The 14,816-nt window shown below is 47.5% G+C and carries 15 protein-coding genes; 1 reads left to right on the top strand and 14 read right to left on the bottom strand.

Translation table 11 applies throughout. From position 1 onward, the window contains the following. Positions 1–722: IS110 family transposase (locus T500_RS0114265; RefSeq protein ID WP_028908644.1), on the top strand; the 722-nt coding region annotated here is incomplete at its 5' end. A 179-nt stretch (positions 723–901) separates the two neighbouring features. Here the strand turns inward: T500_RS0114265 and T500_RS16565 are convergent. From T500_RS16565 to T500_RS0114195, 14 genes are all read right to left on the bottom strand, one after another. Then, positions 902–2,977 (bottom strand): PP2C family protein-serine/threonine phosphatase, encoded by a 2,076-nt coding sequence (locus T500_RS16565; RefSeq protein ID WP_051612092.1) that lies wholly within the window; start codon positions 2,975–2,977, stop codon positions 902–904. Positions 2,978–3,000: 23 nt separating this feature from the next. Then, entirely contained in the window at positions 3,001–4,242 is a 1,242-nt protein-coding gene (locus T500_RS0114255) for a glutamate-5-semialdehyde dehydrogenase (protein WP_028908665.1), read from the bottom strand. Between the two features lie 7 nt (positions 4,243–4,249). Further along, positions 4,250–5,017 carry a glutamate 5-kinase gene (proB, locus tag T500_RS0114250; RefSeq protein WP_028908664.1) on the bottom strand — a complete coding sequence of 256 codons (768 nt, stop codon included), beginning with the start codon at positions 5,015–5,017 and terminating at the stop codon, positions 4,250–4,252. 3 nt (positions 5,018–5,020) lie between these two features. After that, entirely contained in the window at positions 5,021–5,380 is a 360-nt protein-coding gene (locus T500_RS0114245; RefSeq protein ID WP_028908663.1) for a YraN family protein, read from the bottom strand. Between the two features lie 22 nt (positions 5,381–5,402). Beyond that, positions 5,403–7,055, bottom strand: coding sequence for an AMP-binding protein (locus tag T500_RS0114240; protein WP_028908662.1), 1,653 nt, complete (start codon positions 7,053–7,055; stop codon positions 5,403–5,405). Between the two features lie 33 nt (positions 7,056–7,088). Beyond that, the gene (locus tag T500_RS0114235) at positions 7,089–7,646 is read right to left on the bottom strand and encodes a helix-turn-helix domain-containing protein (RefSeq protein WP_028908661.1); all 558 of its coding nucleotides are present in this window, start codon (positions 7,644–7,646) and stop codon (positions 7,089–7,091) included. Positions 7,647–7,660: 14 nt separating this feature from the next. Continuing rightward, complete coding sequence (locus T500_RS0114230) at positions 7,661–8,275, bottom strand: hypothetical protein (protein ID WP_028908660.1); 615 nt, start codon at positions 8,273–8,275, stop codon at positions 7,661–7,663. Beyond that, the gene (locus T500_RS0114225) at positions 8,272–9,051 is read right to left on the bottom strand and encodes a pyrroline-5-carboxylate reductase family protein (protein WP_028908659.1); all 780 of its coding nucleotides are present in this window, start codon (positions 9,049–9,051) and stop codon (positions 8,272–8,274) included. The genes T500_RS0114230 and T500_RS0114225 overlap by 4 nt, the downstream gene beginning before the upstream one ends. Continuing rightward, positions 9,048–10,187, bottom strand: a complete 1,140-nt coding sequence (locus T500_RS0114220) for an aspartate aminotransferase family protein (RefSeq protein WP_028908658.1) — start codon at positions 10,185–10,187, stop codon at positions 9,048–9,050. Before T500_RS0114220 ends, T500_RS0114225 begins: the two co-directional genes overlap by 4 nt. A gap of 22 nt (positions 10,188–10,209) precedes the next feature. Continuing rightward, positions 10,210–11,175 (bottom strand): N-acetyl-gamma-glutamyl-phosphate reductase, encoded by a 966-nt coding sequence (gene argC / locus T500_RS0114215; protein WP_028908657.1) that lies wholly within the window; start codon positions 11,173–11,175, stop codon positions 10,210–10,212. Between the two features lie 33 nt (positions 11,176–11,208). Beyond that, positions 11,209–12,411, bottom strand: coding sequence for an argininosuccinate synthase (locus tag T500_RS0114210; RefSeq protein ID WP_013063102.1), 1,203 nt, complete (start codon positions 12,409–12,411; stop codon positions 11,209–11,211). A gap of 51 nt (positions 12,412–12,462) precedes the next feature. Next, complete coding sequence (locus T500_RS0114205) at positions 12,463–13,068, bottom strand: GNAT family N-acetyltransferase (RefSeq protein ID WP_013065362.1); 606 nt, start codon at positions 13,066–13,068, stop codon at positions 12,463–12,465. A gap of 11 nt (positions 13,069–13,079) precedes the next feature. Next, positions 13,080–13,556, bottom strand: coding sequence for an arginine repressor (gene argR / locus T500_RS0114200; RefSeq protein WP_013064565.1), 477 nt, complete (start codon positions 13,554–13,556; stop codon positions 13,080–13,082). A gap of 84 nt (positions 13,557–13,640) precedes the next feature. Further along, positions 13,641–14,243 (bottom strand): DUF4923 family protein, encoded by a 603-nt coding sequence (locus tag T500_RS0114195; RefSeq protein WP_028908656.1) that lies wholly within the window; start codon positions 14,241–14,243, stop codon positions 13,641–13,643. Positions 14,244–14,816: the final 573 nt, after the last annotated feature.

Here is a 14,816-nt window from a genome sequence, read left to right as displayed (position 1 = left end):
ACTTTGCTCGTGCAATGCTATCTACCGTCAAAACGGATGAGATAGATGCCCGTCTGATTGCTCTCTATGGAGAGAAAATGCAACCTGCGCCATACAAGCTCCGCAGTGATGCCATTCTCACCTTAAAGCAGAAGCGTACAGTCATCCGCCAGCTCAAGAAACAACTCATTGCCACAAGGAACCTCAAAGGCTCCATGGAGGTGCTGCCGTTCTTTGATGCCAAGTGCAAGAAGTCTATTGACAAGACCATTGCTTTCCTTGAGAAGCAGATCAAAGACCTAGAAGAAGATCTTACATCTCTTGCCAAATCTGAATACAAGAAGCAGATGGATTTACTCACCTCTGTAAAAGGCATAGGTATAACGCTTGCAGCTGCACTCATCATGGCCACTGGCGGCTTCACTTACTTTGATAATGCCAAGCAACTCACCCGTCATTTGGGATTGTCGCCGACTTATCAGCAGTCCGGTACTTCAGTCAATTTCAAAGGTCACATCAACCGCAACGGGGACTCTTCTTTAAGGAGTCAGCTCTATGTGGCAGCATTCGCATCTCTGAGATGCAACACTGAATGCAGAGCCTGTTATGACCGTTTGCGGTCTAATGGCAAGCCTGGAAAAGTCGCTGTCATAGCTGTGGCTAACAAACTCATCCGTCAGGCTTTTGCCGTTGTCACTCAGGAGAAACCCTATGTTGATGGTTACATATCTTCAAAAAAGTAACTCCTGCATTTTTCCAAAGTGTATCAGGTTTGAAAAATCTAATACCTGAAAACACCGAGGGGTGTGGGGGCGAGAAGCCCCCATGAGAGGGTACGAATCAGCACTAAGTGCTAATTATCGTTAACTATATTCATTTTCTTTATTACAGTTCATATCTTTATTTTATTAATGTTCAATGTTTAATCCTTAATGTTTAATGCTTTGAGGCACATGATGGTCATGTCGTCGTTAGGTTCGGCACCATTACGATGGCGCTCCACTTCGGCTTCCATCAGTTCTACTACATGGCGGGCGTCTTTGAATTTTGTATGCCGTAGTATATCTAGCATATGCTCGTCGCCAAACTGTTCCAGCTTGATGTTCTCGGCTTCATTAAGTCCATCGGAATAAATGAAGAGAGGACGCCCCTTGATGGATGCAATCTCCTCGCCGATATATTCAAGTTCCGGCCATAGACCGATAGGGGCATTCGACTCCATCTCAAGGAATGAACCTTGTTGCTCATCGCCTCCGATGACAGGGGGATTGTGCCCGGCATTACAGAAATGGAGTTGGCCGTTGGTAAGATTCAGCTGTCCGATAAACATCGTGACAAACATGCCGTTGTCGTTTTTCTCTGTTAGTTCATCATTCAAGCGTGTGGCTATGGAGGCTGGCATCATGTGCTGCTTTGCCAGGGCACGGAACAGACGGATGGTCTGGGCCATAAATAGTGAGGCAGGCACTCCTTTTCCAGATACATCGCCCAAACAGAAATATAAGATGTTATCTTCAAGCAGATAATCGTATAGATCGCCACCAACCTCCTTGGCTGGGTTCATCGAGGCGTAGAGATCCAGGTCGGGACGCTTGGGGAATTCGTGTGGCACCATCGACATCTGAATTTCGCGGGCAATACGCAGCTCACTCTCAATGCGCTCCTTGGCAGCTGTGGTTTGTTCAAGCTGTTCATAGGCTGTTTCCAGTTTGTCGTAGGCAACAGTCAGATCCTTCATGTGGCGACTGCGGCGATATAGATAGATGCATAGGAAAGTGATGATGAGTAGACCAACAGTGATGGCTGCCCAGAGGGTGATGCGTTCTGTCTTCTCCTTACTCTGTCGCGCTTCCAGCTTCGACTGGTATTCGCTTAGTTTTAGCTGTTGTGCGTGACGGTCAAGGCTGTCATTCTTCAGAAGCGTTGCTGCATGCTGCAACTCAATGTCGCGATTCTTAAGTGTCAGATCTAATGCTTCTTTCTCCAAGCGTTCTTGTTCCAGTTCGTTGGTTTGGCGTTCCAAACGTAGTTCCTGGTTGTGCAACTTCAATTTCTTTGCTTCGTTCTCGGCTCGGATGATGTCCATCTGCATGGTATGCTCTGCCGATTGCTTACGTATGTCGGCCGTGTTGATGGAGTCGCTAACCCTTTTATACTCTTTGAAGTATTTGAGGGCATCTTCCCATTTCCCCAACCATTCGTAAGCGTAAGAGATAAACTGGGCTCGTTCTTGGGGCAACTTCACTTTTTGGGCCAATTCGAGCATTTTCTCGTAGTCGCCGTTAACACGGGCATGGTAGATTTCAATATCGTTAGCAAAGAGCGAACGGTAATGATACTTCTCTGAGACTTTTTTCCATTCCGCGTAAGCCTTGTTCAACTCTGTTTTTTGATTGGCTCCCTGATGATACATGGCTGCGATGCATCGATAACTCCATGCATCTACAATCGAAGGTCCTGTGAGGTTGGGTTCTTTCAAGGCTTTGTCGGCCATTTCGAGCACTTTCTTCTGGTCTCTGCGATTGTGATAGATTTTTGCTAGTCCCAAATAGGCCGGAGCGGCATTGATATGGGGCAAAAAAGATTGTTTATATTTTAAGGCTTTTAAGTAATTCTGCTCAGCCTGTATTTCCATCCTGAGGATGCTGGACTGGCTGGCTGTGATGAGTGACGAATAGTATATACCTAGTTTGCTGTCGTGTTGCTGGCTATACTCGTTCAGAGCCTTGGCTATCTCAATGCCTTTGTCTCTGCTGATTTTTGAAAATGCAAAGGAGGCCTGGTTGGCCCAGGTCCGGTAGTAGAGATCTTCGTCTTTCGCTTTCTGGCAAGCGTCTTTCAGTTGGTCGGTGATATTCATGAACTGCTCAACCTCGTGTGAGGAGTACAGACGGTACATCTCCTTTGTCAACCGATCAAGTTCGGTCTGATGACTTTGGGCCGCCACTATAAGTGGCAGCACAAAGAATAGTAGGTATATAGTAATGTTTCTTTTCATTTTGTTCCCTCCTTATATATAACCTATGGACGTATCTGTCCTTCACCTTCGATAAGCCACTTGAACGTGGTAATCTCCTCAAGTGCCATAGGGCCACGGGGGCCTAGCTTCTGGGTAGAAATGCCAATCTCGGCACCAAGACCGAACTGAGCACCATCGGTAAACGAGGTGGGGGCATTCCAGTAAACGCAGGCTGCATCAACATGAGCCTGGAACTTACGGGCAGTTTGTTCGTTCATCGTAACGATAGCTTCGCTATGTCCGCTGCCGTTCTGGTCTATATGGTCGAGAGCTTCGTCAAGCGAAGCAACAGTCTTGATAGCAAGCTTATAATCCATAAACTCGGTTCCGAAACTGTCGTCGGTGGCTGGCTCCAAGAAAGGATAATTGCCATCGAGGGCTTGGTATGCCTGTTTGTCGGCATAGATGATAACATGCTTGTCGGCTAAAGGCTTAACTAGATCTGCTAGATCTACTAGTCGATCTTGGTGTACTAGCAGACAGTCGAGTGCATTGCAAACAGATACACGACGGGTTTTGGCATTGTTAATGATTGCACATCCCATCTCTAAGTCGCCCTCTGCATCGAAATAGGTATTTACCACACCGGCACCTGTTTCGATAACAGGTATGCGGGCTGTGTCGCGCACAAAGTCAATCAGCTTGCGGCCGCCACGTGGAATGCAGAGATCTACATATCCTACAGCATTCAGCATCTCGCCTGTGGCCTCATGAGTGGCGGGCAGCAGGGCAACCACATCTTTGGATACACCAAACTGTTCCAATATCTCATGAATGAGTGCAACCTCCTCGCGGTTACTGCAGTCGGCATCCTTTCCACCTTTCAGTATGCAAGCATTACCGCTCTTAAAGCAGAGCGAGAATACATCGAACGTAACATTAGGGCGCGCCTCGTAAATCATACCAATCACACCAAAGGGCACACTGACACGACATAGACGTAGTCCGTTAGGTAGCGTTTTCTGTTTGGTGACATGTCCCAATGGTGAGGGAAGGGTGGCTACGTTGCGCATGTCGGAAGCAATACCCTCCAAACGACTATCTGTGAGTTGCAGACGGTCGTACAACGGATTGTCTTTCGACATCTTTGCCAAATCCTGGGTGTTTGCCTCCAGGATTCTTGCCTTATGATTAATGATAGCATCGGCAACGGCATTGAGTATCTCGTTGCGCTGCTCGTCGGTAAGTAGAGCCAGACTCTTGCTGGCACGTTTTACACGCTCGAATGTATCTTTGAGTTGCATAGCTCTATTATGTTAGGAATTCAGTGTGAGGTGTTGAATCAGGTCTTTCAATCAAGTCGATCAGGATATCATCGCGGGTACCATTAGCAATGATAACATGGATGCCTGCCGACTGTATGTTGCTGGCCGTGTGGTATTTTGAGTGCATACCACCACGTCCGAAAGCACTCTTCTCCTTCTGGATATATTTTGAAAGGTCGGTGCAAGGTGCAACGGTCTGTATCAGTTCCGATGAAGGATCATCAGGGTGACCGGTGTAGATACCATCGATGTTAGAGAGCAGAATCAGTGAATCGGCCTTCATCATCTGTGCGATGAGGCCCGAGAGCTCATCGTTATCAGTAAACATCAGCTCGGTAACTGATACGGTGTCGTTCTCGTTAACGATGGGGAGAACATCGTTCTCCAGCATCACCGTCATACATGCCTGCTGGTTGCGATACTGCTCGCCTGGCTGGAAGTTCTCCTTCATGGTGAGCACCTGACCAACGTGAATACCAAACTCGCGGAACAAGTCGTAGTAAAGACCTACGAGTTTTACCTGACCGACAGCAGAGAACAACTGGCGCTGTTCAACCGAATCAAGCGAGTGGTCGACTGTGAGTTCGCGTCGACCGCAGGCTACGGCACCCGAGGTAACAAGGATCACCTCGATATCCTGCTTGCGCAACCAAGCTATCTGATCGACCAACGCCGACATGCGGGTGACGTCCAGTTTGCCATCGGCTCGTGTCAGTACGTTCGAACCTACTTTGATAACAATTCTTTTCTTCATCTTCTAATATAATCGTACATCTTTGATGTGATCTATTTCTGGTTGCTGACCTATCGTGCCAACTACAGTAATAATGTCGAACCTGACATCGCTGTTGATACGGCGATACTTGATGTAGTGGTTGATGGCCAGACGGAGATTCTGTAACTTACGGTAGTCGACAGCCTCTTCAGGGTCACCGAACAATCGGTTGCGACGGGTTTTGACCTCAACAAATACCACTTCGTTACCGTCTGTGGCGATGATGTCGATATCCCGACGCCCCGACTTCCAGTCGCGTTCTATAATACGATAGCCATGATGCTGTAGGTATTCAGCGGCTTGGTTTTCGCCCCATTCTCCTAACTCATTATGTGCAGCCATAACTATTCATATTCATTCTTCACTATTTCTCCGCGTCTTTCTTGCGGATCTCTACGCGACGAATCTTACCACTGATGGTCTTTGGCAGTTCGTCAACAAACTCCACAATACGTGGGTACTTGTAAGGCGCTGTTTCCTTCTTAACGTGCTGCTGCAGTTCCTTAACGAGATCGTCACCAGCCTTGTCCTTCCACTCTTTGCCGAGTACAACAGTAGCCTTTACCACCATACCGCGGATATCGTCGGGTACACCTGTGATGGCGCACTCAACTACGGCAGGGTGAGTCATCAGGGCGCTCTCAACCTCGAACGGGCCAATGCGGTAACCTGAGCTCTTGATTACATCGTCGATACGACCTTCGAACCAGTAGTAACCGTCCTCATCGCGCCAAGCCATATCACCGGTGTGATAGATGCCATCGTGCCAGGCCTCGCGGGTTTTCTCCTCATCACGGTAGTAACCCTTAAACAAACCGATAGGCTTCTTATCGCCTACGCGTACCACAATCTCACCTTTCTCACCATCCTCACATGAAGTTCCATCGGCACGCAGCAGGTCGATATTGTACTGAGCATTGGGGATACCCATCGAACCGGGTTTGGGTGTCATCCAAGGGAAGGTACCGAGGGTCATGGTGGTTTCGGTCTGACCGAATCCTTCCATCATGCGGATGCCTGTCTTTTCGTAGAACTTATCATATACCGCGGGGTTCAGAGCCTCGCCTGCAGTACAGCAATACTGGAGACTGCTCAGGTCATACTTACTCAAATCCTCACGAATCATGAAACGGTAGATGGTGGGAGGTGCACAGAAACTGGTAACCTTATATTTCTCCATCTGGCGCAGCAGGGTGTCGGCATTAAACTTCTCGTGGTCGAATACGAACACGGTAGCACCGGCAAACCACTGACCGTAGAACTTACCCCATACAGCCTTACCCCAACCGGTATCGGCTACGGTGAGGTGGAGTGAGCCTTCATGCAGGTTGTGCCAGAATACACCTGTGGTGAGGTGGCCCATGGCATACAGATAATCGTGTGCCACCATCTTTGGCTCGCCGCTGGTACCAGAGGTGAAGTACATAATCATGGTGTCTTCGTTGTTATTAACGAAAGCAGGACGCTCGAATTTGGGGGCCTGCTGCCATTCTGTCTTCCAGTTGTGGAAACCTTCCTCGTCGCGCAGTGTGATATATTGCTTTACCGTAGGACTCTCAGGCATGGCCAGCTTGATCTGACTGATGATATAGTCGTCATCAGCACAGATGATGGCCTTTACTGAGGCGCGTGTGTTACGATAGACGTAGTCGTGCTTGGTGAGCATGTGGGTAGCAGGAATCACAATGGCACCAATCTTACATAACGCCAACATGATTACCCACCACTCGTAGTGACGCTTCAGGATGAGCATGACGGGATCGCCCTTACCGATACCCAGCGACATCAGGTATGATGCTGCCTGATCGCTCTGCTCCTTTAACTCACCATAGGTGGTACGTATCTCTTCGCCCTGGTCGTTGGTCCAGAGCAATGCTAACTTTTCGGGTGCCTCCTCTGCCCACGCATCCATCACATCGTAGGCAAAGTTAAAGTTCTCTGGAATGATAAACTCCAGATTTTTATTGTAATCCTCTACAGACTCGAAATGTGTCTGCTTTAAAAATCTTTCTACCATAAATTTATTCTTCAATCTTTCAATTCTTCATTTCTATTCGACTGTAAAGGCGAGGAATTTCACAGGTTTGTCGCCTACTGCCAGCATACCATGGGGCTTTGATGAGTCGAAGTAGATGCTGTCGCCCTCGTCGAGAATGATGGTCTTACCACCGATAAAGAGTTCCATCTTACCCTCGAGTACCATGTTGAACTCCTGTCCTGGGTGGGTGTTCTTGTAGATGGTGCGTGCGCCTGGCTTAGGCTCAACAGTTACAATGAATACATCAGCCTGGTGGTTTACGAAACCACTTACCAGACTCTGATACTTGTAAGCCTTGGTGCGCTCAACGCTCATGCCCTGTCCCTTACGTACCACAAAGTACGACTTCATATGGGGTGCCTCGGCAAACATCAGCTCCTCGGCTGATACACCATACTTGTGGGCTATCTTCATGAGGTTTGAGATGGTGATATCAAGCTCACCCTTCTCAATCTTCTCGTACTTTTCTGAGTCGATACCGATTGTCTCGGCCATCTCGCTTACTGGAATGTCGAGAACATCGCGCAAACCGCGAAGGCGTTCTCCTATTTGCTTTAATTGCTCGTCCATGTGTTCTATGTTATTTATCGTTCATCTATGATTTTGTAATTCGCATATTTTTCTTTGGGGAAGACGAAAATGCTATCGTCGATATTGCCAGACTGGAAGTTTGAAAAAGTGATGGTAGCCCAGAAAATGCTAACTTTTATTCGTAGCTTCTTGGGATAGTAATTGCCTGGATTGAGCAGGGCAATTATCTTTTTCATCTTTACCTTGGCATCTGGCTTGGCTTGGAGGGTGACCAGCAAACCATCTGGATCTTTGGCGATAGAGTAGTTGTAGCTGTCGGGTTCGAACTTGAACATCTGCAACTTCTCGTTCTTCTTGTTTACTTTAGGGTCGTGAATCTCTACGATACCTTTCTTTTCTCGGAGGATGTATTTGAGGTTACCGTCGTTCCACATCTTGGAGTCCTTATATTCCGACTTGGCTTTGTCGCCTTTATTCCATGAGGTGCCTTCTTCTTTGTATACGTGAAGAATGTCTATCTTATAATGGAATGTAACGCCCTCCTTACCATAGATATGGTTCCAAGCGGTGTTGAACACACGCTTGGCTTGGCGGGCGTTAGCGTTGTTCTGCGCCGTTGCGGTAAGACTTAGGCATAAGACAAGCAGAATATAAAGGAGTCGTTTCATTTGAGTCCTGCTTTAAGACCGCGGATAACTGCAGAGGTGAAACCTGCATGCTCCATCTCGTTGAGGCCCTTGATGGTTAAACCGCCAGGAGTAGTAACCAGATCGATGGCAGCTTCGGGGTGCATACCACTGGCTTCCAGCAGTTCAACAGCGCCCTTCATGGTCTGCATTACAATCTTCTTAGCATCATCGGCCTTGAAGCCTAGCTCTACACCACCTTCGGCTGCCGCACGGATATAGCGCATGGCATAAGCAATACCGCAACTGGCCAGCGTGGTACCCGATGCCAGGTGCTGCTCGTCGGTGAGGAGCGATGTGCCCATATCGTTAAAGATACCCTGAATCAGTTCTGTCTGCTGCTGGGTAGTATCGCAAGGTACGATAAAGGTCATCGAAGCCAACTGGGCAATGGCGATGTTTGGAATAACCAGGAAAAGTGGGGGGCAGTTGGAACCTAACCACTCCTTGATGTTTGCTGAAGGAACGCCAGCGGCAATCACAATCAGGAGTTGCTTCTTGGGGTCGAGCTCGGCTTTGATGTCGGTGAGCACACGCTCTACTAACCAAGGTTTTACAACCACGCAAACGATATCGGCTGTTTTGGCAGCCTGCTGGTTGTCGGTAGTTACGTTAACACCTAACTTGGCAAACTTATCTACAACCGCCTGCGAAGGATCGCTTACGGTGATATCTTCGTTCTTGAACTGATGGCCTTTTATCAGACCTTCGACGGTAGCGCCACCCATGGCGCCTGCGCCTATTACTGAAATCTTCATAATTCCTCGGGTTTTACTCTAATCAGTCTTTCGATAAAGTCGTCGGCTTCTGCCTTGGTGAGACAGAGTGGTGGCAGCAAACGCAGAATGTTCTGACCTGCACAACCGGTAAAGCAATGCTCATGTTTGATGAGTGGCTTACGTACCATGGCGTGTGGCATGTCGAGTTCGATACCAATCATAAGACCGCGACCACGAACCTCCTTGATGTGTGAACTACCAATGTTGCGGATGCCCTCCATCAGGTAGTCGCCCACCACGCGGGCATTCTCTACCAGACCTTCGTTCTCAAATACATCGAGCGTAGCCAAGGCTGCAGCACAAGCCAGGTGGTTACCACCAAAGGTGGTGCCTAACTGTCCGTAAACAGGCTCGAACTCTGGTGAAATCAGCACACCGCCCATGGGGAATCCATTAGCGATACCCTTGGCAACGGTGATGATATCGGGCTTGATGCCTAACCACTGGTGGGCAAAGAATTTTCCGCTTCGGCCATAGCCACACTGAATCTCGTCGCAGATGAGTACGGCGCCATAACGCTTACAAGCGTAAGCCAATCCCTGAGCAAACTCTGGTGTGGCCATCTGGATACCGCCTACACCCTGGATGCACTCCAGGATAACAGCGGCTACGCCACCTTTCGACAACTCACGAACCCAGGGCTCCAAATCGTTCAAAGGCAGGAAACGTACGTGGTGGTTGTCGTTGATAGGAGCCACAATCTTGGGATTGTTGGTTACCTCGACAGCCAGACTGGTACGACCATGGAAAGCTTTCTCGCAACTCAGCACGCGGGTGTTGCCGGTTTTGAACGAGGCCAGTTTCAGGGCATTCTCGTTAGCTTCGGCACCAGAATTAATCAAGAATAACTGATAATCGTCGTAGCCTGAGATCTTGCCTAAACGCTCTGCCAGTTGTACTTGAAGCTTGTTGATAACAGAGTTAGAGTAGAATCCGATATTCTGCAACTGCTCTGTTACCTTACTAATATAATGGGGGTGTGAGTGGCCAATGCTGATAACTGCGTGTCCACCGTAAAGATCAAGATACTCCTGACCCTTGTCGTCCCACACTTTACAACCTTTTCCCTTTACGATGTTCACATCGAACAATGGATAAACGTCGAATAGTTTCATGTCGTTTCCTTTCTTTTAATTGTTAGAAAGCTGATGCTTTAAGTTTCAGTCCGGCAGTCTCGTCGATGCCGAACATGATATTCATGTTTTGTACAGCCTGACCAACAGCACCCTTCAACAGATTGTCGATAGCAGAGGTAACGAGCAACTTGTTGCCGTATTTCTCTACATGTACCAGAGCTTTGTTGGTGTTTACTACCTGCTTCAGGTCGATAGCCTTGTCGCTATAGTGGGTAAAGGCTGCATTCTTATAGAAGTCCTTGTACGCCTCGATCACATCTTCTACTGGAGCTGGTGTCTTGATGACTGCTGTGCAGAAAATGCCACGGGCAAAGTCGCCACGATAGGGGATAAAGTCGATGTCAGCATCCAGATAGCCCTGGATCTGCTTCAACGACTGACGAATCTCGGCAATGTGTTGGTGCTGGAAGGGCTTGTAGATGCTCAGGTTGTTGTTACGCCACGAGAAGTGTGTGGTGGCACCAGGCTTCTGACCGGCACCGGTTGAACCTGTGATGGCATTCACAGCCACATCCTCTTTCAGCAGATTCAGATAAGCGGCTGGCAGCAGAGCGAGTTGGATACAAGTAGCAAAGCATCCTGGGTTAGCCAGGTGCTGGGCTTTCATAATATCCTCCTTGTTAATCTCGGGCAGACCGTATACATAGTCGTGATCGCCTTTGATGCGGAAGTCCTGTGCCAGGTCGATGATTTTTACGTTTGCAGGGATGGTGTGCTCCTTCAGGAACGCTTCACTCTTACCATGACCGAAACAGAAGAATACCACATCTACCTTGTCGAAAGGCATCTCGCTGGTAAACTTCAGATCGGTGTCACCAATCATACCTTCGTGCACATCCGATACCAGATTGCCAGCATTACTTTCCGAGTTGGCAAACACAATCTCTGCTTCAGGATGGTTCAGCAACAAGCGGATGAGTTCGCCGCCTGTGTAGCCTGCTGCACCAAGTATTCCAATCTTTATCATAAAATCGGTATTTATCCGTGTAATCTGTGATTCTTATCTTTTCTCGTCCTTGTGGATGCCGTAGTATACACGCAGTGGGGTAGAGCTAACTTTGATGAAGCCCTTGGCCTCGTCGGCTGTCCAACCAGTCTGAGTCTCACCGTATTCGCCCAGTTTGCTCTTGGTTAGGTCGTTAGCACTGTCGATACCAACAGTCTCAAATCCGTAAGGACGAAGCTTCAGGATTGCTGTACCAGTAACGTTGCGCTGCGAAGAGGTAAGCATAGCCTCGATATCGGGCATCACTGGCTCCAGGTACTGACTCTCGTGCAGGAACATGCCATACCAGTTGGCAACCTGATCTTTCCAGTACTGCTGCCACTTGGAGAGCGTTGACTTCTCCAGCAGACGGTGAGCCTCGATGATGAGCTTGGGAGCTGCAGCTTCGAAACCTACTCGACCCTTAATACCGATGATGGTGTCACCAACATTGGCATCACGACCGATAGCATAGCTGGCACCAATCTCCTCAATCTTCTGGATGGCCTTCACCTTATCGTCGAATTTCTCGTCGTTTACGGCTACAATCTCACCCTTGTCGAACTGAATCTTCAGCAGTGCTTCCTGCTCCTTGGCAGTAACATGCTTCAGGTAAGCCTCTTCTGGCAGTCCCTGTGTGGGATCGAGCAATTCGCCACCACAGATACTGGTGCCCCAGATACCTACGTTATATGAGTACTTCAGTTTGGTGAAATCAGCAAAGAATCCGTGCTCGTTCAGATAGTCAACCTCTTCTTTACGAGTCAGTTTCTTATCGCGGGTCAGGGTGATAATCTCTACGCCTGGTGCCATGACGAGGAAGGTCATGTCGAAACGAATCTGATCGTTACCGGCACCGGTTGAACCATGGGCGATGGCATCGGCACCAATCTCTTTGGCATAGCGGGCGATGGCGATGGCCTGGAAAATACGCTCGCTTGATACAGAAATGGGGTAGCAGTTGTTACGCAGTACATTTCCGAAAATCATATACTTCAACGATTTCTCGTAATACTCGTGGGTTACATCGAGGGTTACATAAGCCTTAGCACCCAGTTTAAAGGCGTTCTCCTCGTTCTTCTTCAACTGCTCGTCGCTAAAACCACCTGTGTTGGCGCAGGCTGCATATACATCCCAGCCATCCTGGGTGAGTTTCATAACGGTGTAAGAGGTGTCAAGACCTCCTGAAAATGCGACTACTACTTTCTTGTTTGCCATATCTTTGTTGCTTTATATTATTTACTATTGATACTTCGTATCGAACCTTCATTATTCACTTACAGAATCAATTTTGCGTATTCTCTCCAGTACATCGTCAGAGATCTTTGCTGGCAGATGTTCTGTTGGATCGTAGAGCATCGCTGTGCAGATGCAGTATTTGCGACCTGTACGATGCAGAACGTCAACATTGCAACAACCCTCGCAACCTTTCCAGAATGCCTCGTCGTCGGTTAAGTCGGCAAAGGTCACTGGCTGGTAGCCTAATGCGGTGTTCATCGCCATTACTGCAGCACCACTGGTCAACGAGAAAATCTTGGCGTGTGGCCAACGGGTTCTTGCCAGTGTAAAAGTCATGTCCTTGATGCGCTTAGCAATATGCTTACCTCTGAAGTCGGGATGTACAATCAGTCCCGAGGTGGTTACATATTGCTGATTCTCCCAAGTCTCGATGTAGCTGAATCCTGCAAATCTACCATCTTTGGTCAGGGCGATGACAGCTTTGGCTTCCATCATCTTCTTGGCCAGATACTCATGCGTTCTCTTGGCTATACCTGTACCACGTACCTTCGCAGCCTCTGCAATGGTGTCGAGAATAGTGTCTACATACTTCTCGTGCTCAGGTCCTGCTACCAAGACTTCAATTTCTTCTTCCATGTCTTTCTTCTTTATTTCATGTTTGGCACAACATCAGTCAGGGCTTCTACCACGTCCTGATGTTTTACGCCTTCTTTAATTACAATGAATATGGTGTCATCGCCAGCAATAGTACCAAGAATCTCAGGCACATCACTGTTGTCGATGTTCCAGGCAATCGAGCTGGCGTAGCCTGGGCGTGTTTTGATGATACCCATGTTGCCCGAAAAGTTGATACTGATAAAGCCAGGTACCTTCATCATCTCACGAATGCTGTTGGGAGTGCTGACTCGCTTGTACATGGTCTCATTGGGCAGTACATACACGTAGTTGCCACTCATCGAGGCGGCTTTAGCAACCTTTAGTTGCTTCAGGTCGCGACTCAGTGTGGCTTGCGTCAGTTTGAAACCTTCCTTCTGGAGGGCGTTCAACAATTCGTCCTGGCTTCCTAACTGCTGACTTGATATGATCAGTCTCAGGGCTTCTAATCTGTTGGTCTTTACTTTCATCTCAGTATATTTATTCAGAAATCGGTTGCAAAATTATACAAAATTTCGCAACCGACCAAATATTTCTGCATATATTTGCAAATTTTACCGTTTCAAATCGAATCCAACACGCACGCCATCGTAATTTTTGCTCAAATCGCCAATTGTTTGCAAATCTTTGTTACCGCTCATGGCCGACATGGTCTGAAGAACAGTCAACAGCTTCTTGGCTTCGAACAGGATTGAAATACCGTTAGCCTCCTTCTTGGCATAGCAGTTCATCGAGAGCAGTAATCCTTTTAATGATATTTTCTGTGTAGCCTCGTCGAAAGTGTATTTGCCGTTGAATGGGGTGCCGGCAATTTTTGAAGAGAAGGTGCCATCTTCGTTAAAGGTAATATAGGTGTTATTGGCAGAGAGACCAACCTGCTGATAGTAGGGGAGTAGTTTCTCTTCGATCTGTACGGCTGCAACTTCACCACCAGCTTTGGCCAACAGGTTCTCGCTGGTAAATGCGCAGCCAGGACCGGCATACTTCCAGGTGGCAATCAGATTTTGTTGTTTTACCTTATCAAGACCGATAACACTTGTGATGGCATTAACTACACCAGTACCATTGGTCATGGCGCCAAGTACCTGTCCCATATTGCCGCAGCTTGTCATTGCGATGCATGCCAAAGCAGCAATTCCAACCATTACTTTCTTCATTTTACTTTTTTCTTTTTTACGGTTTTACTTCTTTTGTTAATGCAAAAGTACGCTAAATCCCTTAAACAACAAAACAATTATCAGAAATTAACGTAGCAAGGGAGATGGAAGGGAGATGGAAGGGAGATGGAAGGGAGATGGGAGGGAGATGGAAGGTCGTATTTCTGGTCTCTATATAATATATAATAATGTGAAGCCGTTTTTGCGATTGATATTCGTCAAGAGCAACCAAAAAAATGCATGAAAAATGAAAATTTCTCTCGAAAAGTTTTGGTAGTTTCAAAAAAAGCAGTACCTTTGCACCCGCAAATCAGGAACACCACCTGACAAACACTAAAAGAAAGAGTTCTTTGAAAGATTTACATAGACAGAAGTAGTACAAGAAGCAAGTACTTTTCGAAGTACTTGGGTAAATGAACAAACCGTTTCAATTTCTTGAATTTGGATAGTTGTTCTGAGACAGATAACTTCTAGTTAATCTAGTTTTTCTAGATTATCTAGTAAAAGATACAAATTTTTACAATGAAGAGTTTGATCCTGGCTCAGGATGAACGCTAGCTACAGGCTTAACAC

Source organism: Xylanibacter ruminicola Ga6B6, assembly GCF_000687715.1.
Lineage (GTDB): Bacteria > Bacteroidota > Bacteroidia > Bacteroidales > Bacteroidaceae > Prevotella > Prevotella ruminicola_B.
This window is presented reverse-complemented; position numbering and strand designations above follow the sequence as displayed.

Coding starts and splice junctions, on each gene's coding strand:
- T500_RS16565 (WP_051612092.1), bottom strand. CDS start 2,977: ATGAAAAGAAACATTACTATATACCTACTATTCTTTGTGCTGCCACTT.
- T500_RS0114255 (WP_028908665.1), bottom strand. CDS start 4,242: ATGCAACTCAAAGATACATTCGAGCGTGTAAAACGTGCCAGCAAGAGT.
- proB (WP_028908664.1), bottom strand. CDS start 5,017: ATGAAGAAAAGAATTGTTATCAAAGTAGGTTCGAACGTACTGACACGA.
- T500_RS0114245 (WP_028908663.1), bottom strand. CDS start 5,380: ATGGCTGCACATAATGAGTTAGGAGAATGGGGCGAAAACCAAGCCGCT.
- T500_RS0114240 (WP_028908662.1), bottom strand. CDS start 7,055: ATGGTAGAAAGATTTTTAAAGCAGACACATTTCGAGTCTGTAGAGGAT.
- T500_RS0114235 (WP_028908661.1), bottom strand. CDS start 7,646: ATGGACGAGCAATTAAAGCAAATAGGAGAACGCCTTCGCGGTTTGCGC.
- T500_RS0114230 (WP_028908660.1), bottom strand. CDS start 8,275: ATGAAACGACTCCTTTATATTCTGCTTGTCTTATGCCTAAGTCTTACC.
- T500_RS0114225 (WP_028908659.1), bottom strand. CDS start 9,051: ATGAAGATTTCAGTAATAGGCGCAGGCGCCATGGGTGGCGCTACCGTC.
- T500_RS0114220 (WP_028908658.1), bottom strand. CDS start 10,187: ATGAAACTATTCGACGTTTATCCATTGTTCGATGTGAACATCGTAAAG.
- argC (WP_028908657.1), bottom strand. CDS start 11,175: ATGATAAAGATTGGAATACTTGGTGCAGCAGGCTACACAGGCGGCGAA.
- T500_RS0114210 (WP_013063102.1), bottom strand. CDS start 12,411: ATGGCAAACAAGAAAGTAGTAGTCGCATTTTCAGGAGGTCTTGACACC.
- T500_RS0114205 (WP_013065362.1), bottom strand. CDS start 13,068: ATGGAAGAAGAAATTGAAGTCTTGGTAGCAGGACCTGAGCACGAGAAG.
- argR (WP_013064565.1), bottom strand. CDS start 13,556: ATGAAAGTAAAGACCAACAGATTAGAAGCCCTGAGACTGATCATATCA.
- T500_RS0114195 (WP_028908656.1), bottom strand. CDS start 14,243: ATGAAGAAAGTAATGGTTGGAATTGCTGCTTTGGCATGCATCGCAATG.